Origin of the sequence: Streptomyces sp. NPDC002088 (genome assembly GCF_040296605.1) — a bacterium.
Lineage (GTDB): Bacteria > Actinomycetota > Actinomycetes > Streptomycetales > Streptomycetaceae > Streptomyces.
The window spans coordinates 24,754-43,181 of the sequence record NZ_JBEOXO010000047.1; the positions used below are offsets into that span (position 1 = coordinate 24,754).

The window sequence follows — 18,428 nt, forward strand, 5'->3', positions numbered from 1 at the left end:
TCACCTCTTCGTGATCACCTCCCATTCGTCCGCGAGCCGCGATGCCACAGGCGACAAGACCCTCTCGGTCAACGCTGACCAGGGGCTCGTGGCTGCTGCGGCGTTCAGGTCAGCCCTGCCGGACCACCGCGTTCGCACTCGTGCGCGATCGGAGTTTTTCGCTGCACCCCCCCGGGCGGCTTCTTCCTGGCTGCCCTCTTGGCGAGGATCAAGCATGTCAGCGGACTATGCCTGTGAATTCGGCAAACTTTGGTAAAGACGCTGCGCACCAAGACACCGGTCGCGTTGCTGTACAGGGGTTACGGTTCCGTCGAAAATGAAGCAGCGAAGAAGAAAATGTCGCAGTCCACCGCATTAGCGCACGGAAAGTGCGATCGCGTCCTGGTATGTCCGATGCCCGGTATTCATCCCGCGACCCGGAGGATGGACGCGCGTGGGACGGCCGGTCCGACGCGCGGCCGATCACATCGACGATGCCAACCGCGATGCCCGCGCCCGCCCCGGCGGCCTGTCCTCTCATGCTGCTGGCGGCACTTCGGCCCGAGCGTCGTTGACGGCGACTGCAGCACTCGAACGGGGTGGACCTCCCGGACACGACGCGCATGCGAGGCCGAGGCGCGGGCGGGACCTCCGAATACTGGCCACCGGCCGGCTTCAACGGCCGGCGAAGCGACGGCACAGCCAGCCCAATGCCCCGCCGTTGTCCTGAGCGGGCGCATGCGCAGGGCCCTCATCGCAGAGCAGGCCGCTGTGAAACGGTCACCGGCAAGCCAGGAACCCTGCCGCCCTCTCGGCGATCATCACCACGCTGAGCAGCGTGTTGGCACACACCATGGCCGGCATCACCGAGGCATCGGCGACGTAGAGTCCGCCGACGCCGTGGACGGCGCAGCGTTGGTCGACGACCGCGGTCTCGTCGCTTTCCGGGCCCATCCGCGCGGTGCCGACCGGGTTGTATGCGGAGTCCACGGCGTCGTCGATGTAGTTGCGCATCAATTCCTCGTCGCTGAGGGTCTTCTGCTCCACCAGGACCACCTCCTGACCCTGGTCGAGAATCTTCGGAGAATGAGCCAGATCCCAGCAGCCGCGCACGGCCTCGGCCAGCAGCGGGTAGTCGCGTTCGTCAGTGAGGTAGCCGAGGTCGATCCGCGGCGGCGTACTCGGATCGGCCGACTCCAGAAAGACGCGCCCGCGCGAGTGCGGGCGTCTGGCCACCGCCATCACACCGAAGACGCTCCGCGCCCCGGCGACCTCACGCAGCTTCGGGAAGTGGTGTGTGAGGTCGAACCGGTTGACCATCGCGTAGTACATGTCATTGAAGCGGGACGTACTGCCGGACGATGACGTGGTGCGCAGCACAATCTGGCCGGTGGGAGCGCCCTCGCCGGCCGCGTCCGGCTTGGGACTGAGGAACACCCCGATGCGTGGCTGATCGATCAGCCCGGCGCCGACGCCCGGCAGGTCGGCGTGGACGCCTATGCCCAGGCGGCGCAGTTCGTCAGCCGGCCCCACACCGGAACGCCACAGCAGCGCCGGGGAGCCGATTGCACCCGCAGCGAGAATCACGCGTCGTGCGGAGAGTTCCTCGCCGTCGACAACAACCCCGACCGCCTGCTGATCGCGCATCAGGACCCGGTCGACGCGACAGCCGGGGATGATCTCCAGGTTGGATCGGTCCCGGGCGGGCCACAGATAAGCCATCGCCGTGGACACCCGCACCGAGGCGTCTCGCCGGGTCGACGGGATTGCCCCCACCCCGCTGGACGCGGGGTGGTTGTGATCGGCGACGTAGGAATGCCCGGCGGCCGTGCAGCCGTCCAGGAAGGCCTGCTGAAGTGGTGTCAGTTCATGCGCCCGCCAGCGCCGGATGGGGATCGGACCGCCGGCCGCGTGAAACTCACGGTCTCCGTAGTCCAGGTCATCCTCGAGCGCAGTCAGTGTCGGCAGGGTCTGCTCCCAGGACCACAGTGGGTTGCCGAGGGCAGCCCACTCGTCGTAGTCGGCGGGGGTACCCCTGATGGCGACTGTGTTCCCTACAGCCGACGAGCCGCCGGTCACCTTGCCTTGGGGGAACGGAACGCGGCGACGAGCGGTCAGAGCCGCGGTCAGACCCCAGGAATGCTGAACGAGCGACATGGCGTTGCCGTCGAGCAGGTCCGCGGGCGTGGCAGCGGTGTCCCCGTAGTGCGGCCCGGCCTCGATCAGGGCGACGCGCCTGCCGCCCTCCTCACTCAGCCGCGCCGCAAGAACGGCTCCCGCGCCGCCTGCGCCCACCACGATGTCGTCGAAACGCCGCATCCCTCTCTCCTTCCCTCACTCACTTCAGCCTGCTTGCATCGGGCCTTCACGGCTTCTTCCGACTTGCGCAGCGTCGAAGTAGTCGGGCACCGGACTCGGCCATAGCGTCCAGATCCAGATGGGGCATCACGCCGATCGGAAGGGGAGAGTGCTGTGGAAGATGCAGCGATGGCGAGGCCGGGGTTGGCGATTCAGGCCGGAACTGTGCCGCTGGCCGTGCAGGTCGCCCAGGAGGCGGAACGGCGGGGACTGGCGTCGTTCTGGTCGAGCGAGTTCTACGATCGCTCTGCGGTGGTGACACTGGCTGCTGCGGCGGCCGCCACCTCGAGGATTCGGCTCGGCTCGGCCATCGCCTGGGGTCTGGGCCGTACCCCGGTGACCTTGGCGACGGAATTCCGGTCGCTGGCCGAGCTCGCGCCGGGACGCATCACCCTCGGCCTGGGCACGGGAAATCAGCAGGTCATTGCGGATTGGCATGGGGCGGACGAACGGCGGCCCGCGGCACGACTGGCGGAGCTGGTACCGCTGATCCGGCGGATCTGGGAGCTCGACACCACCGCGGTGGAACACGACGGCGAGTTCTATCGCTGTCGGCTCGCGGCCGATCCGCTGCTTCCGGCATGGCCGCTGGCGGATGCCGACGCATCCGGACAGCGCGGTCACTCCCGGCCGGCGATCCTCGTGGCGGGAGGCCGCCGCCCAATGATCAGCGCCGCGGGCGCCGTGGCCGACGGCTTGATCGGCCTGCCGCTGTGCAGTCGCGCGTTCGTCGAGGAGAAGGTGCGTCCCGCACTGGACGCTGCCGCGGCGCGAGCCGGCCGGGCCGGGCCGATCCCGATCACGGGCGTGATCATTTGTGCGGTCGGTGAGCACTCCGCCCAGGCGCGGGTCTTCGCCGCCCAACAGGTCGCCGTCTTTGCCGCCCGGCCATCGGCCGCCCCGCTGATGGCCTTCCACGGCTTCGGGGCCGAAGCCGCCGACATCCGCGACGCCCTCGCACGCCGCGACGTTCCTGCGGCTGTGGCTGCGGTCTCGGACCGGATGCTCGACGTACTCGCCGCTTACGGCACCCCGAAGGAGGCCCTCGAGCGCTACGCCGCGATGTTCGACGGTCTCTACGACGAGCCGCTGCTGTTCTGCGCCGGCAAGGGCATGCCGCAGGGCGGATTCCGCGACAGCCTGATGGCCGTGTGTGAGGCATTCGCATCCTGATGACATGCCATACGCCGCGCGATCGGGCCGATCGCGCGGCGTATGGCACCCGAGGCAGCTGCTCAGCGACGCATCACAAGGTCATCGTTCATCAGGTAGTCGCCGACCGTCTCGAAATGGGTGTACGACAGCGCGATGTGCTTCGTCACCGAGTGCATGTCGCGGAAGCAGCGCTCCAACCGGCTCGTCGCATACAGCGAGGTAGTCCCGGCCAGCGTGTACGTTGCCTCCACGGCCGCGGTCGTACTCTCGGCGAGCGATGCCGATGCCAGGCGAATCAACGCGCTGAGCTCGTCGCCGCCTTCCCCGGCCGCTGCAACGATCTGCCGCGCCGCCTCGTGCAGCAGCAGCCGCGTCGAGTACACGGCGATCTCTGCCCGTGCGAATCGCTCCTGCACTACGTGGTTCGCCGCCAGCGTCTGCGTTCCGCTGGCCGGGGTCTTTGCGTGCGCGGTTTCATGGAAGGTGTCCAGCGCGTCCCGCGCAATGCCCAACGCTACTGGTGCGGTGGAGAACGGGCCGAAGTCGAAGTACCCGATCGGATAGCCGCGTGATGCCCGCGCCGGAGGGGCCTTGGCCATCCGTGCCTTGCGCACGGCTAGTTCGTCCGGCACGAACCGCTCGTCGATCCGAAAATGGTTGCTGCCAGTGCCGCGCAGGCCGACAGTGAACCAGGTGTCGCGGTACTGCACTGCGGATGTCGGCACGAACAGCATGATGATGTCCGGACCGGCCGGCGTCATGACCGGCTCCCAGTCCTTGCTGACCAGGGCTGTGCAGACCAGCCAGTCGGCGTGCGCCGAGCCGCTGGCCATAGCCCATTCGCCGCGCAGCAGGTAGCCGCCATCGACCGGCTCCGCCAGTCCGGACGGCTTGACGCCGCCGACGACAAAGCCGTCGCTGTCCAGGAACAGCCGACGTGAGCTCTCTTCGGGCAGGTAGTCGGACAGCCTGCCGATGGCGCCCTGCACGCCGGTCTGCCAGGAGACTGACGCGTCCAGGCGGGCCAGAGCCTCCAGGACGGCCATGCCGGTGTCCAGGGCGACCTGCTGCCCACCGAACGTGCGGGAGACCCACATCCGGGTGAAGCCCTCATCGCGTAGCGCCTCGAATACCGGGCGCGGCATCTGACGGGTGTGCTCGGCCTCCTCGCGGTGCCGCTCAATGAGCGGGGCGAGCTTCTCCACGCGGGCCAGCCAATCGGCCTGCTCGGGCGGTACGGGCGGCTCGGGCAGCCGCGGCCGCTGTCGATGGTCGCTCACGCGAGACGTTCCCTTCGTGTCCGCATCGGTTGGGCTCGGGTTCAGCGCTTACGGGCGACGCCGACCCACATCGGCAGCGGCTTGGGGCCCGAGGTGTCGACCGGGCGCCAGTTCTGCGTCTCCACGACACCGGGCTCCACCTGATCAAGACCGTCGAAGAAGCGCGCGACCTCGCCCCTGGTGCGGCGGACCACGGCCTCGCCCAGCTGCTTGTCGAGCGCGTCCAGGGTGGCGTTCATCGCTGTGTCTTCATCGTCCTTGGCGAAGTGCGACACGGCGACGAAGCTTCCGGGCATCATGCGGTCGAGGTAGGTGTCCAGCAGGCGCGCGCCCTCACCGAAGTCCTCCACGAAATGAAGCATGCCGAACAGAATCAAGGCGACCGGGCGGGAGAAGTCCAGCGTCTGTTCGGCGCGTCCCAATACGCTTTCGGCGGCGTGGAAATCGTCCTGCAGAAACACCACGCTGCCGTCGGTCTCGGCCGCCAGCAGGTGCTCGGCGTGTGCTACCACCTGCGGATCGTTGTCGACGTAGACGACTTTCGCATCCGGGGTTACCTCACGCGCCGCCAGGTGCACATTGCCCATGGTCGGCAGTCCGCTGGCTATGTCCAGGAACTGTGTGATGCCGAAGTTGGAGGCCAGATAGCGCACGACCCGGCCCAGCGCGTCACGCGCATGCTTGATGTCGACCTTCACACCTTCGACTCCACCGGTCTCACCAGGCCAGTTGGCGAAGGCGAAGGCGGCAACCTGCCGGTCGGTCTCGAAATTGGCGCCACCGCCGAGCAGATAGTCCATCACCCGCGGAACATGCGGGGTCTGTGGGTCGACGCCCGGGGGAGCCGCCACTGTGATCGTCGCGCCTTGACTCGCTGACGCAGCCTTGTCTGACACGCTGCCGCCCTCCAGTCCTCAAAGCTCCGGCCCTGGTGGCCGGACATGTCCAGAGTGGCCACCGGCAGCACGCCCGGCTTCTCCGTGCGTGCCCTTGCCGGGAGCGATCGCCGCCAGGCAATGAGTGAGTAGTACGCACCAGCCAGCCGGTGCGACGCTCGCCGGGAGTTGGCCGAACCTCGCGCCTGAAGCGCCCGAGCTCCCGAGGACAGATATGACGGCTCAGTATGACGACATCATCGTCGGCGCCGGATCGGCCGGTGCGGCGCTAGCGGCCCGGCTGACCGAGGACCCCGGCCGACGGGTGCTCCTTTTGGAGGCAGGCCCGGACTACACCGCAGCGCAACGCACACCGGAGGACATCCGCTACGGCCGGAGCATGTCGTTCGTGGACCACGACTGGGATATCCGCGCCGACGTCCGGGACGGCCGCAAGATCCGCTACCCGCGCGGCAAGACCACTGGCGGATCCTCGGCCGTCGGCGCAACGGTCGCGCTGCGCGGCATACCGGCCGATTACGACGCCTGGGCGGCCGTCGGCAACCCAGCCTGGTCCTGGTCGCAGGTTCTTCCCTACTTCCAGAAACTCGAAGATGATCTCGACTTCGGTGAGAGCGAGTTCCATGGCTGCGGCGGCCCGATCCCGATCCGCCGGTGGCGGCCCGAGGAACTGGCACCGGGGCAGACGGCATTCGTCGAAGCGTGCGTGCAAGCGGGGTTTCCCGAGGTTAAAGATCACAATCATCCTGAGGCCACCGGTGTCGGGCCGATTCCATCCAGCCGGCCAGACCACGAGATGCGGGCCACCACTGCGACGACGTACCTCGCGCAGGCCAGGGGGCGTAACAACCTCGAAGTCAGGGCCCACACGATGGTCGACCGGGTGGTGTTCCGTGGTTCCAAGGCGATCGGCGTGATGGCGGCGATAGCCGGGGGCTCCTACGAGCTCATCGAGGCCAACCGGATCGTACTGGCCGCCGGTGCGGTCGCCTCCCCAATGATTCTGCTGCGTTCCGGTATCGGCCCCGCGGAGGACCTGCGCCGGCATGGCATAGACATCCGAGCGGATGCCGCCGGCGTCGGCGCGAACCTGGTCGACCACCAGCGCACCGGCGCGTTCATGGTGGCGCAGCCAGGTGCCACCGATCCGAGCCAACCGTTCCTGCAGGAGATCCTGCGGACCACCTCGCCGGTCTCGGGCGAGTTCAACGACCTGCAGTACTACATGGTCAACTACTTTGGCCTGGCGCCTTTCCCGGAACTGCAGATGCTGGCCGGCGCCGACGAGATCCTCGGCGTGATGGTGGTGGCGCAGCGTCCCGGCTCCCGCGGCAGGATCACGCTGTCCTCCGCCGACCCTACGGCGCTGCCGGCGATTGAGCTGAACTTCCTCGACACTGAGCGCGAGATCGACATTCTCATGGATGGTGTCCGCACCGCGTGGCGGCTGGCGCAGCATCCCGGCATCGCCTCGCTGGGGCAAGGCTTCGTGGTGCTTCGCGACGCCATGATCGACAACGATGACATGGTGCGGCAGTACGTCAAGACGAGCCTGGACAGCGCCTATCATCCGGTGGGCACCGTCCGGATGGGGCCGTCCTCCGACCCGTCGGCCGTCGTCGACGAGCGCGGCGCAGTGCACGGCCTGGATGCCCTGTACGTCTGCGATGCGTCGATCATGCCGGCGACGGTGCGCGCGAATACCAATCTCACCTCGATCATGATCGGGGAGCGGACGGCGGATTGGCTCCGCGCCGTGTGACCGGCTGACACACAAGGCGGCTCCGGATCGAGGGATCCGGAGCCGCCCTTCTGTGGGGAGGTGTCAGGGGGTGGGGAAGAACCGGGACACGAATGCCTCCCACGCACGGTCGCCGAAGATTGCGCGCTGCGGCCGCAGCAGCCTGACCGGGGTGCCGATTCGGTACCGGATGCGCGGCCTGGCCGCAGTGATCGCTTTCTCCACGACGGCGGCGACATCGCCCGCTCGCACGGAGGTCCGACCGCGCCCCTTGGGGTGCTCCACCTCGCGGTATGCGCCGTGCCACTCGACAAACTGTTCCCAGAAGTCGGCGTACAGGTCGCTGTCTGCGTCCAGAGCGAGATCGTCCACGGTGGTCGGCACGAACGAGCCGAGAATCGGCGACGGCTCGATCACCACCACCTTGATCCCGGCCGGCGCGACCTCCAACCGCAGCGAATCGCTGATGGCCTCCAGCGCATGTTTGGTGGCCTGGTAGTAGCCGCGCCCTGGTGTGGCGAACAGACCGAAGATCGAGGACATCATGACGATTCGGCCAGAGCGCTGCTCCCGCATGCCGGGCAGCACCAGCTGCGTCATGCGGGACAGGCCGAAGAAGTTGGTCTCGAACTGCGCGCGCACCGCGTCGATCGGCGTCTCGCCTATCGTGCCGTTCAGGCTGTATGCGGCGTTGTTGACCAGGACGCCGACGGCGCCGTGCTCCTCGGTGACACGCTTGACCGCGGCGGCCATCGACTCCTCGTCTGTGACGTCGACTCGCAGCGTCGTGATGCCCTCGTCGGCCAGGTCCTGCAGGCCTTCTGTGCTGCGGCCGGTGGCGTAGACCGGCCAGCCGGCACGGTGCAGACGCAAGGCGGTAGCGCGACCGGTACCGGAGGAGAGCCCGCTGCGGGAGTTCACCCCGGTGATCAGGACCGCGCGGGACGGGCTCATGTGTCGCCACCGGAGGCGGGGACATCCTGTTGTGAGATGCGGCTCGCCGTCACCGAGGTTCCCAGCCCAAGGCCGTCCACCATGCGGGTGATGAAGTTGAACAGCGCGGTGGTGAAGAACGCCTCCAGCAGCTCATCGGAGCTCCAGCCGGCCTCCAGGGTCTGCTGCCAATCCGCATCTGTGATCTTGTACGGCTCCCGGCTGAGACGGGTCAGCAGATGCAGCAACACCTTGGTGCGGTCGTCGACTGGCAGGTCGTCCGGGGAGTCGGCGGTGGCGATCGCCTGCGCCAGCTCCTCGGGGCCGCCGAAGACCTGCAGGAAGAAGCTGTGGGTGCCGACGCAGTAGGGGCATTGGTTCACTTTCGATGTCCAGGCAGAGATCAGCTCCCTCGTCTGCCGCGGCAGGATGCCGTCGAGGAAGATGCCCTTGTAGCCGGACAGGATCACCTCGAGGAGATCCGGTCGGGTGGACGCGAGGCGGAACATGTCCGGGACGAACGGCAGGTCGGTGGCTTTCCTTATCTCGTCGTAGAGTTCCGCGAGGCGGCCGTCGGCCTCCTCCTCGGCGATCAGTGGCACTCGGACGTTGGCGGTTGCATCGTCCATGCTCAGTTCACCTCTCAAGGTTGGCAGCGGCGACGCGCGGGAGATTGCGGCGACGCAGCACGGGCATTGCCTCGGCCTGGAAGTCGACGTCCGCGTCGAACGCCTTGATCATTCCTTCGATGACCAGGAGCGACAGCAGGGGGAAGGCGAACTCGGGCACCGGATACAGCCCGAAGCGGCGCTGCAGCTCGAACAGGCGGCCGGCGAAGCGCGCCAGGTCGAAGTCGCCGGACTTGGCGCCGGAGGCCTCCTCGACCAGCGTTCGCAGGCTGGCGCGGAAGCCCTCGAGGTCGCAGTCGTCGGCCATCTGTGCTGCGCTGTCGATGACGATCTGTGCGCACATGCTGCCGTCGCCCATCACCATGTTGATGAAGAAGTCTGCAAAGGACCGGCGCACGGGCTCGGGCAGCCGGATGACGAAACCGGCATCGAGGATCACCAGGCCGCCGTCGCGGTCGAGGTAGATGTTTCCGGGATGCATGTCGCAGTGCACGATGCCGTCGACGAACAGCATTTCGTAGACCGCGGCCAAGACGGCACGCACAGCGGACTGGCGCGTGTTGACAGCCAGCTCGTCGGGTTCGAACCGCCGTAGGTCGCCGATGTACTCCATGACCACGGTCTCGGATGTGCACAGCTCGGGCAGCGGGGCGGGGATATGCACGTTCCCGAAGTCCGCCAAGTTGTCCCGCAGCACGGTCAACGATGCTGCCTCGGCCTCGAAGTCCAGCTGCCGCAGGATCGCCCCGCCCACCTGCGCGTGCATGAGCCGGAACGGCATCTGCCGTAGCGGGGGGAGCACACCCAGCATGCCCATCATCGCCGCGGTCAGTGCAAAGTCTCGTTGCATCATCCGGTCGATGCCAGGACGCCGCACTTTGACCGCGACACGGCGACCGTCGTGGGTCACCGCCTCATGCACCGTAGCGATGCTGCCGCAGGCGAGCGGCTCCCAGTGGAACTCGCGGAACGGCCACGGGCGGTTGCGGTAGCTGCGCCGAACGGCGCGTTCAATCCGGCGTCGGCCCGGCGGCCGGACGGCGTCGGTGAGCCGGCTCAGTGCCTGGGTGACATCGTCGGGCAGCAGGTCTCGCCGGGTGCTCAGCAGCTGGCCGATCTTGATGTATGAGGGTCCGAGATGCGTGAGCATCCTGACCCATCGGTCGCCGTTCCGTAAACCCCGTGCGTGCGGGGAGCGGCGCCAGCGCGCGGCGACGGCGGACGCGCCGAAAGCCAGGCCGTAGCCGAGCATCACCATGCTCACGCGACCGCAGCGCAGTGCCAGGGCTGACAGGTCGATGAGCCGGGCCGGGATCACTCGCACGTTCGCCCCCTGCTGGTCGCACGTCATGGTGAGGGCGACCCGTCGTCGCCCGACCCGATCGTCGCGGCCCAGGCTGGACGTCCACTACTTCCACGGTGCCCTCGGGGCGCAGCGGGTGCGAGGTAGGCGCCGCGCACACCGGCGGTGTGCGCGGACGCCGTCAGGATGCGCTGACGGTATCCAGCCCGAACGCCGCAAAGACCTCGGCGTCCTGGAACACGGTGGTTCTGCTGATGCCGGCGGCAGTGACGGTGAACACCTGCAGGGTGTGCAACTCGTACGCGCCGCTGTCGCCGCGACGATAGGCGGCGAAGCCGGGCTGGCCGTTTGCCGCGATCGGGTCCAGCCGCCAGCTGCTGCCTGCCTTGGCGAAGACCCAGCCCATGAACTGGGCGTAATTGGCGCGACCGACAAACCAATTGAGCATCGGCGGCATCTCCATGAGGACATCGTGGGCGAGGAGCTGTTTGAGTCCTTCGATGTCCGCCTGCTCAAAGGCCTTCATATAGCGTTCGACGCAGGCCCGCTGCTCCGTCTGGGAGGGTTCCGTGACGTGGTCCTCCAGGACGCCCGCTTCTTTCAGGCGCGCCCGTGCCCGCTGCAGGGAGCTGTTGACCGAAGCGACCGACGTGTCCAGCACGTCCGCGGTCTCGGCCGCCGAGAAGGCGAGCACCTCGCGCAGGATCAACACAGCACGCTGACGCGCCGAGAGGTGCTGCAGCGCGGCGACGAACGCCAGGCGCAGGCTGCTCCGATCGACGGCTGAGCCGGCCGGGTCTCCCAGGTGCAGCAAGGCGTCGGGGATCGGCTGCAGCCAGGTGACCTCGCCGCCATGGACAAACGGCTGGAGCGGGTCGCTCTCTGCCACGGTGCCTGACGGCAGCGGCCTGCGGCTGCGGCTCTCCAGAGCATTCAGGCAGGCGTTGGTTGCAATCCGATATAGCCAAGTCCGCAGCGAACCGCGTGCGTGATCGTACCGGTCCCGGGCCCGCCAAGCCCGCAGATACGTCTCCTGAACCAGGTCCTCCGCGTCGTGCACCGAGCCGAGCATCCGATAGCAGTGCGCCAGCAGTTCCGGCCGGTGTGGCTCGAGTTGGCGGTTGAAGTCCTCCGTCGTGGTCGCCACGCCCGATCCCTTCCGATGCGTCCCCTTGCCGGGCACCCTATCGCACGGAAGTGGCGGTGCGGTGGCGCCTCTCAGGGGAACAGCCCAGCTCACGTCATGCGCCTGCTGTTGTGCAACGGACAAGCTGCACCTGCGGATGACCCGCAAGCAGCCGCTACTTGCCTTCCTGCCCTGCTACCTCGCATTTCTTGCACGTTGCCCCGTTCGCGCGCAGCTCCCCGTCGGGCAAGCCGCGAGTAGGTCCGCATCCGGGCCGATGCAACGATGGGCCGGGACGCCGGGAATTCGCGCATTCCGCCGAAAGGGGAGGCCATTGGCCCGCACGTGGGCGGCGCTGCGGCGCCGCGTTCTCACACCGAGTACGTCGCAGACGAAGCTGTCGAGACGCGGCTTCCACGAGAAGAGCCCAGAAGCCACGCACCTGCTCGAGCAGGCTGGAGCCACGTTCCTCACCGGATTTGCTCTCGCGGCTGAGGCGCATGAACCCTGCAACGCCGAGCGAGGCCTGGACGAAGTGCCACGACGGTTCCGTGGCTTCGCCTACGAAGGGGCGGGCATGGCGTTTGCGATCCGTGACGCCATCGCCCCGACGCGTACGCGCTACAACGCCCGGTTCCTGCAGGGACGCGCCGACAGCCACATCTACCTGGTCTACGTCGGCGCCGGCTGGGCTCTGGGGCGTGTGCCGCCGATGCTGTGGAAGCGGGCCGTGAACGCGTTGCCGGATCCGGTGTACCGGTGGCTCATCCTGGACGGATACGGATTCCACCAGGCGTACTTCCACACCGACAAGTACGTACGCGGGCAGTTCGTGCGCCACGACTTCCCCTGGCCGCCGCAGGGCCCGCCGGCGTACGCAAATCGCGTCATCGACCAGGGCATCGGACGCGCCATGTGGTTCGTGAACGGCGCCGATCCGCACCGGCTGGCCGACGCTGTCGACACCTTCCCGCAATCGCGGCGCGCCGACCTCTATGCCGGGGCAAGCCTCGCCGCGACCTACGCAGGAGGCCTGGAAGAAGCGGAACTACTGGTATTCAAGCAGCGGGCCCGCCACTACTTGCCGGAAGTCGCCCAGGCCAGTGCGTTCGCCGCGACGGCCCGCGTGCGTGCCGACCTGGTCGTGCCGCACACCGAGCTCGCCACGCGGATACTCGCCGGCACCACGCCGCAGAACGCGGCCAGGATATGCATGGATTCATTGCCGGACGGCTCGGAGTCGACGCCTGCCGGTGAACCGGCATTCGAGGTCTGGCGCCAGCGCATCGCCGAATCCCTCACCTCGGGCAAGGACGCGGCCACCGCCCGTGATCTCCGATGACGAGCCTCTCGACCACGCGGCCCCCAGGCCCCCGGGTTCCGCCCGGCCCGCCCCGCAGCGCAGCCATCGCACTGCTGCCACGGATGATCCGCAACCGGCTTGAGGTGATGGACCAGATCGCCGCCGACTATGGCGACGCGGCCCGCATACCACTCGGCCCCAAGACGTTGTACCTGTTCAACCACCCCGACCACGCACGCCACGTCCTAGCCGATAACGCAGCCAACTATCACAAAGGCATCGGCCTGATACAGGCCCGCCGGGTGATGGGCGATGGCCTGCTGACCAGCGAGGGCGACCTGTGGCGCAAGCAGCGCAAGGTGATCCAACCGGTGTTCCAACCCAAGAGGATCGCCCGGCAAGCCGAGTCGATCGTCACCGAGGCTGAGGCACTGATTGGCCGGCTCCGCACGCACATCGGCAGCGGACCCGTCGACATGCGAGAGGAGATGACGGCGCTGACCCTCGGTGTCCTCGGCCGCACGCTGCTGGACGCCGACCTGGGAGCATTCGACTCCGTCGGCGACGCCTTCGAGACGGTCCAGAACCAGGCGATGTTCGAGATGATGTCGCTCGGAATGGTCCCGCTGTGGCTTCCCCTCCCGCGCGCACTGCGCTTCCGCAAAGCGCAGCGATACCTGCAGCGGATCACTGACACGCTCGCTGCACAGCGGGAGAGGCATCCCGGCACCGACGACGTCATCAGCCGCCTGATCACCTCTGTGCGCCAGGAGCCCGACCCCCGCTTCGGGCGCCGACGCATGCGCGACGAACTCGTCACCCTCCTGCTGGCCGGACATGAGACAACGGCCAGCACCCTGAGCTGGGCCCTCCACCTCCTCGACCGCCACCCTGAAGTCCGGGAACAGGTGCACGCCGAGGCCCTTGAGGTTCTCGGCCACGGCCCGGTGACGGCTGAATCACTGCACCAACTGCGTTACACGACGATGGTGCTCGAAGAAGTCATGCGGCTGTATCCGCCCGTGTGGATCCTGCCCCGGATCGCACAAGCCGCCGACCAGGTGGCTGGCTACCGCATCCCAGCCCGCGCCGACGTGCTCATCTGCCCGTTCCTGCTGCACCGGCACCCATCCTTCTGGCCGGACCCACAGCGCTTCGATCCCCAGCGCTTTTCCCCCGAGGCCCGAGTCGGCCGGCATCGCTACGCATACATTCCCTTCGGGGCCGGCCCGCGATTCTGTGTCGGGAACAGCCTGGGCATGCTGGAGGCAACGATCGTGCTCGCAATGCTGGCGCGGGACCTGCGGCTGCGAACCATCCCCGGCTACGAGGTCGCCGGCGAGCCGATGCTCACTCTCCGGGTCCGCGGCGGCCTGCCCATGAACGTCGAACCCGCGCGATGAACCACGCGTCCCGCCCGCAGTCGCGGAGCCTGCGCCACCATCGGCGCTCGCCGCACGCAGAGCTTGACCATCCGCACGGTGGCCATCCCGACGCGTTACCCGCCCGGAACCGGGCCGACCAGCCGCCCCACCCAGCCCCGCTCACCGGATGACCACGGGAGTCGTCGTGCAGCACAGCACCTATCAACTGGCCACCGCCACCGCCGACAAGAACCTTCAACTCGTCCTCAAGGTCCTGCCCGCGATCGTGGTCATTCTGGCCGCGTCCGCCGTGTGCGGACGACTCGCCCTGCTGGTGAAGCAGCCGCGCGTCTTGGGCGAGATGGTTGCCGGCGTGCTGCTCGGACCGACCCTGTTCGGCGCCTTGTTCCCGGCCGCCCAGAAGGCCATCTTCGCGCCCGAGGTGAAGCCCATCCTGTATGTGCTGAGCACCATCGGACTCACTGTCTTCATGTTTCTCGTCGGAGCCGGCTTCGACCACGGCGGCGGCACCGCCAAGAGGGACACCAAGAACGCTGCCGTGCTGGCCGGCGCAGGCATCCTCCCGTCTCTCCTGCTCGGTGCGGGCGTCGGCTATGTACTGCACGACCGGCTCTCCCGGCCCGACGTCAGCCCCTTCGAATTCGCGCTCTTTCTTGGCGGCGCACTGTCCATCACAGCGTTCCCGATGCTGGCCCGCATCCTCTACGAGCGGCGGCTGGAGAACTCCCGGCTTGGCCGCATGACCCTGCTCGGTGCCTCCGTCGACGACGCCGTGGCATGGTGCTTCCTTGCCGTGTTGTCCGCCATGCACAGCGGCTCCGGAATCATGGCCGCACTGCGCACCATCGGACTCACCGCAGTGTTTGTCGGCGTCATGCTCACCGCAGTGGCCCGCATGCTGCGGCCGATGGGTGCGCAGGTTGAGCGCACCGGTCGATTCGGCTTCGACCAGATGTACGTCGTCGTCGGCATCGTACTTCTGGCCGGGCTGTTCACCGACTACATCGGCATCTACTCGGTCTTCGGCGGCTTTGTCGCTGGGCTCTCCATGCCCCGCAACGCAGCTTTCCGCGAGGCTCTGCACAGCCGCATGATGGACCTCACCAGCGTCCTGCTGCTGCCCATCTTCTTCGCCTTCTCCGGCCTCAACACGGAACTAGGCGGATTGGCCGGCTGGAGCATGCTCGGTCCCTTCCTGGCCATCCTTGCCGCGGGCTTCATCGGCAAGTACGTCGGGTGCGCGGCCGCCATGCGCGGCATCGGCTTCTCCTGGCGCGAGTCCTGGGCGATAGGTGGCCTGATGAACGCGCGTGGGCTGATGATCCTGCTCTTCATCAACATCGGCCTCGCTCAAGGCATGATCACAAAGGAGATCTTCTCGATGCTCGTCCTGGTCGCGGTGATCACCAGCGCAGGGGCTGTGCCGCTGTATCGCTGGGCGCTGCCGGAGCGCCTCGAGCGGCACATGTTGCACCGCGCCCGGCAGCCGGTGCCCGCTCAGCCGGAGCCGAGCCCGCTCGACCCCCGACCCAATACGGCTTCTCTATGACCGCCACCGAGACCATGCGCCCGGTATTGCCGCTGACCGGACACGACGAATAGCGCCAGTCCCCAAGCACGCGCGCCCGTCACGTGAGTCCGTTCAGCCGCTGCAGGGCGGCCGCCGCCGTACGGTGGGACCCTGGGAGGCGGTTGGTCGCCTCGTCGCCGGACGGTACGCCAACCAGACCCGCGCACATCACCACTGGTCACAAGGCTGCTGACCAGCTCTTGAAAATATCTCTGTAGGCGCGATGAGTTCCAGCCCCCCCGCCGGTATCTATCTGCGGAGCGCAAACGACTCCCGGAAAGCCGCAAAGCGGTAATCCGCACCGGTACGAAGAAGCGAGGAAGACCTTGACTGCGAACCAGACGCGTGCAGCTGACGAGACTGCCATCCGCAACGTGCTCCAGCGCGTCTACGAGGCCTGGAATGCCAACGATGCTGATGCGTTCGTGGCCGAGTACACCGAGGACGCCAGCGCGATCCTGCCCGGGTCCTACCGGAAGTCCCGGGAAGAGATCCGCGAGAGCATGAAGGCAGGCTTCAGCACCTACCTGAAGGGCTCGACCACTACCGACAAGGTACGGGACATCCGTTTCCTCAGCGACGACGCCGCTGTGGTCATCAGCGAGACGGGCATCCTCTTCCCGGGCGAAACCGAGGTGCCGGAGGACCGCGTCGTGATCGCGAGCTGGGTGCTCACCCGGCAGGGCGGCAAGTGGCTGCTCGCGGCCTACCAGAACTCCCCTGCCGTCATGAACCGGGGCTGAGAACCGCCGCCGGCTTGGCGCCCCTCTACCGCCGCCGCGGAAGAGGGGCGCCTTCCGCTCAACGGCCTCGCGGGGTTCCCTGAGTCCGAGTGCGTCGAGCCCGCCGAGGTGCCGGCTGGTACGGCGAGTGACGAGCAGTTGATCGCGATGCTCGTGGACTGGAAGCGGGCGCTGGAGACCGCCTGGAGGGTGAGATCACCGACCACCTCGGCTATGACAAACACGATCCGGCCGAGAAGAGCAGCGGCAGCAGCAGCCGCAACGACACCGGGGCCATGACCATGTTGGCCGATGTCGGCCAGGTCGAGGGGCAGGTGCCGCGGGGACGCCGCCGGCACGTTGGAGCCGCGGATCGTCGAGTAGCGTCAGCGGCGGCTGTCCGGGGTGGACGAGATGGTGCTGCCGGAGGGCCTCGCCCACAGTGGGGCCAACATCACCGGCGAGGTGATCGAGGGCATGACCGAATGGCAGAACCGGCCGCTCGATCGCGGGCGGTTTCTATCAGTGCTGTGCGTGGACGCCATCAACGGCGGCCAACACGAGTTCGAGGGCCGGGTTCACCGCGGCCGTGGCGATGGAGCCGCAGCCCGGTGTGGTCACCGCGTCGGTGCGAGCGCGGGTGCACACGTAGTCATCGGTGCTGTCCGCACGGCGGTAGCTGGTATTCATCGGAAGGCCGCAGGAGCCTGATGCCCTGGCACAGTGGCGCGCCCTCCGGTTGGCGGGCGAGCCCCGGTGCTGGTGCGGTTCGCGCAAGCTCGGCCTGGATGTCCAGATACCTGCCGTTTTTGAGGTCGCTCGGGAACGGTTGACGAGATCCCGGGCCGGGGAAGCGGACGGTGGGGCGTCAGTCGCGGTCACACTAGAGTTGTGCGATGTCCCAGATCTGCCGTTTCGGTTGTCGGCGCGGGGGCATGGCGCCGGCCAGGGTCATGTAGCGGGTGGCACGGTGGCGCTGCCCTTGCGCCGCGTACGGCTCCAGCAGCTCGAGCATCCGCGCATCGTCGGCATCCCTTTCGCCCGTGAGGAAGTAGCCGACGATGCGCGGCAGATGTAGGTCACCTATTGTCACGGCGTCCGGGGCGCCAAGGGCGCGTTGTATGGCTTCTGCCGCCGTCCACTGGCCGATGCCGGAGACCGTTTGGAGACGAACTGCGGCCGCCTGTGGTGCCAACGCCGCCGCCTCTTCCAATCGGTGCGCGACCCGTGCGGCACGCACTACGGTGCCTGAGCGCTTCTGATCCACTCCCGCACGGTGCCAATCCCAGGACGGGATGGTCGCCCATCCGCGTGCGTCCGGCATCACGTACATGTGCAACGCCGCGGCCGGGCCGGGGGCAGGTTCTCCATGCCACCGCAAGAGCAGCTGCCAGGCGCGGAAAGCCTCGTCCGTGGTCACCTTTTGGCCCAGGATCGCCGGGATTAGCGATTCCAGCATCCGGCCGGTGCGTACGAGCCGGATGCCTGGGTTCCGTTTCCAGGCGCGGGCCACGACCAGATGGCGAGGGGCGAAGGCCGCTGCGGACTCTTCGTCTTCGGCACCGAGCAGGGCGGGGAGGGTGTCAAGCAGCCAGTCAGCACCTGGGCCCCAGGCTTCGGCGGCCACCTCATCGCCGTCTGCAGCTAGCCGCACCGTGCCTGGGCCGAGGGGGGTGCGACTGGCTCGCCAGACGGCGCCACCGACCACGCGGTAAGCCGGGTCTTTGGGCCCACACTGCAGCACGCGCAACGAGCGGCGCAGGTCGTAGGGGCGGGGTGGGCGCCAGCGGCGCCGCAGAGTAGCGGGGGCAGACATAGCTGCTGCAGATTATCGACTCGCGCCGACGGTCCGCAGCCGAGCTCGCAATCCGCGACGGTGCCTGGATGTTTGGGGCGCGGTGGGAGGCATGCCGCGCGGGCGAGGGACGACCGGTAAGGACCGCCTCGCCGGGGGCCCCCCCCGGGGGGGGCCCCCCCGCGCCGGGGGGGACCCCGACCCCCCCCCCCCCCCCCCCCGGCGCCGCCCCCCGCACCACCGCCCGGTGGGG

Annotated in this window: 15 protein-coding genes and 1 pseudogene; 7 read left to right on the forward strand and 9 right to left on the reverse strand. The window is 67.9% G+C overall.

Annotated elements, in window-relative coordinates:
* Positions 1-759: 759 nt before the first annotated feature.
* On the reverse strand, positions 760-2,298 hold the full coding sequence (locus tag ABT114_RS47455) for a GMC family oxidoreductase (RefSeq protein ID WP_351152784.1): 1,539 nt from the start codon (positions 2,296-2,298) through the stop codon (positions 760-762).
* A 153-nt stretch (positions 2,299-2,451) separates the two neighbouring features.
* Here ABT114_RS47455 and ABT114_RS47460 point away from each other — a divergent pair, with 153 nt between their 5' ends.
* Positions 2,452-3,510: an LLM class flavin-dependent oxidoreductase gene (locus ABT114_RS47460; protein ID WP_351152787.1), complete on the forward strand. Its 1,059-nt coding sequence runs from the start codon at positions 2,452-2,454 to the stop codon at positions 3,508-3,510.
* Positions 3,511-3,572: 62 nt separating this feature from the next.
* Here ABT114_RS47460 and ABT114_RS47465 read toward each other — a convergent pair whose 3' ends face one another.
* Entirely contained in the window at positions 3,573-4,772 is a 1,200-nt protein-coding gene (locus ABT114_RS47465; RefSeq protein ID WP_351152789.1) for an acyl-CoA dehydrogenase family protein, read from the reverse strand.
* A gap of 41 nt (positions 4,773-4,813) precedes the next feature.
* Positions 4,814-5,668 carry an SAM-dependent methyltransferase gene (locus ABT114_RS47470; RefSeq protein ID WP_351152792.1) on the reverse strand — a complete coding sequence of 285 codons (855 nt, stop codon included), beginning with the start codon at positions 5,666-5,668 and terminating at the stop codon, positions 4,814-4,816.
* Between the two features lie 214 nt (positions 5,669-5,882).
* Between ABT114_RS47470 and ABT114_RS47475 the strand changes: the two genes are divergently transcribed.
* Positions 5,883-7,430: a GMC family oxidoreductase gene (locus tag ABT114_RS47475; protein ID WP_351152795.1), complete on the forward strand. Its 1,548-nt coding sequence runs from the start codon at positions 5,883-5,885 to the stop codon at positions 7,428-7,430.
* Positions 7,431-7,493: 63 nt separating this feature from the next.
* Here ABT114_RS47475 and ABT114_RS47480 read toward each other — a convergent pair whose 3' ends face one another.
* From ABT114_RS47480 to ABT114_RS47495, 4 genes are all read right to left on the reverse strand, one after another.
* Positions 7,494-8,363: an SDR family NAD(P)-dependent oxidoreductase gene (locus ABT114_RS47480; protein WP_351152798.1), complete on the reverse strand. Its 870-nt coding sequence runs from the start codon at positions 8,361-8,363 to the stop codon at positions 7,494-7,496.
* Positions 8,360-8,944: a carboxymuconolactone decarboxylase family protein gene (locus tag ABT114_RS47485; protein ID WP_351152801.1), complete on the reverse strand. Its 585-nt coding sequence runs from the start codon at positions 8,942-8,944 to the stop codon at positions 8,360-8,362. The genes ABT114_RS47480 and ABT114_RS47485 overlap by 4 nt, the downstream gene beginning before the upstream one ends.
* Before the next feature lie 34 nt (positions 8,945-8,978).
* On the reverse strand, positions 8,979-10,295 hold the full coding sequence (locus ABT114_RS47490; protein ID WP_351152804.1) for an ABC1 kinase family protein: 1,317 nt from the start codon (positions 10,293-10,295) through the stop codon (positions 8,979-8,981).
* A gap of 160 nt (positions 10,296-10,455) precedes the next feature.
* Positions 10,456-11,421, reverse strand: coding sequence for a sigma-70 family RNA polymerase sigma factor (locus ABT114_RS47495; RefSeq protein WP_351152807.1), 966 nt, complete (start codon positions 11,419-11,421; stop codon positions 10,456-10,458).
* 136 nt (positions 11,422-11,557) lie between these two features.
* Here ABT114_RS47495 and ABT114_RS47500 point away from each other — a divergent pair, with 136 nt between their 5' ends.
* The 5 genes and pseudogenes from ABT114_RS47500 to ABT114_RS47520 form a co-directional block, all read left to right on the forward strand.
* Positions 11,558-12,742, forward strand: coding sequence for a DUF1702 family protein (locus tag ABT114_RS47500; protein WP_351152810.1), 1,185 nt, complete (start codon positions 11,558-11,560; stop codon positions 12,740-12,742).
* Positions 12,739-14,106, forward strand: a complete 1,368-nt coding sequence (locus tag ABT114_RS47505) for a cytochrome P450 (protein ID WP_351152813.1) — start codon at positions 12,739-12,741, stop codon at positions 14,104-14,106. The genes ABT114_RS47500 and ABT114_RS47505 overlap by 4 nt, the downstream gene beginning before the upstream one ends.
* Positions 14,107-14,353: 247 nt before the next feature.
* The gene (locus ABT114_RS47510) at positions 14,354-15,637 is read left to right on the forward strand and encodes a cation:proton antiporter (RefSeq protein WP_351152816.1); all 1,284 of its coding nucleotides are present in this window, start codon (positions 14,354-14,356) and stop codon (positions 15,635-15,637) included.
* Between the two features lie 347 nt (positions 15,638-15,984).
* Positions 15,985-16,401, forward strand: a complete 417-nt coding sequence (locus tag ABT114_RS47515) for an SgcJ/EcaC family oxidoreductase (protein ID WP_351152819.1) — start codon at positions 15,985-15,987, stop codon at positions 16,399-16,401.
* Between the two features lie 147 nt (positions 16,402-16,548).
* Positions 16,549-16,929: pseudogene (locus tag ABT114_RS47520) on the forward strand (transposase); the annotation flags it as partial.
* On the opposite strand, the gene ABT114_RS47525 reads toward ABT114_RS47520, so the two are convergent.
* Positions 16,903-17,070: a hypothetical protein gene (locus tag ABT114_RS47525; RefSeq protein WP_351152830.1), complete on the reverse strand. Its 168-nt coding sequence runs from the start codon at positions 17,068-17,070 to the stop codon at positions 16,903-16,905. The pseudogene ABT114_RS47520 and the gene ABT114_RS47525 overlap by 27 nt on opposite strands.
* Positions 17,071-17,263: 193 nt before the next feature.
* On the reverse strand, positions 17,264-18,196 hold the full coding sequence (locus ABT114_RS47530; RefSeq protein ID WP_351152822.1) for a DNA-3-methyladenine glycosylase family protein: 933 nt from the start codon (positions 18,194-18,196) through the stop codon (positions 17,264-17,266).
* Between the last annotated feature and the right edge of the window lie 232 nt (positions 18,197-18,428).

Excerpts from the sequence above, each read along its gene's own strand:
- ABT114_RS47480 (WP_351152798.1), bottom strand. The coding sequence starts at position 8,363 with ATGAGCCCGTCCCGCGCGGTCCTGATCACCGGGGTGAACTCCCGCAGC.
- ABT114_RS47525 (WP_351152830.1), bottom strand. The coding sequence starts at position 17,070 with ATGAATACCAGCTACCGCCGTGCGGACAGCACCGATGACTACGTGTGC.
- ABT114_RS47500 (WP_351152810.1), top strand. The coding sequence starts at position 11,558 with ATGACCCGCAAGCAGCCGCTACTTGCCTTCCTGCCCTGCTACCTCGCA.
- ABT114_RS47505 (WP_351152813.1), top strand. The coding sequence starts at position 12,739 with ATGACGAGCCTCTCGACCACGCGGCCCCCAGGCCCCCGGGTTCCGCCC.
- ABT114_RS47455 (WP_351152784.1), bottom strand. The coding sequence starts at position 2,298 with ATGCGGCGTTTCGACGACATCGTGGTGGGCGCAGGCGGCGCGGGAGCC.
- ABT114_RS47475 (WP_351152795.1), top strand. The coding sequence starts at position 5,883 with ATGACGGCTCAGTATGACGACATCATCGTCGGCGCCGGATCGGCCGGT.
- ABT114_RS47530 (WP_351152822.1), bottom strand. The coding sequence starts at position 18,196 with ATGTCTGCCCCCGCTACTCTGCGGCGCCGCTGGCGCCCACCCCGCCCC.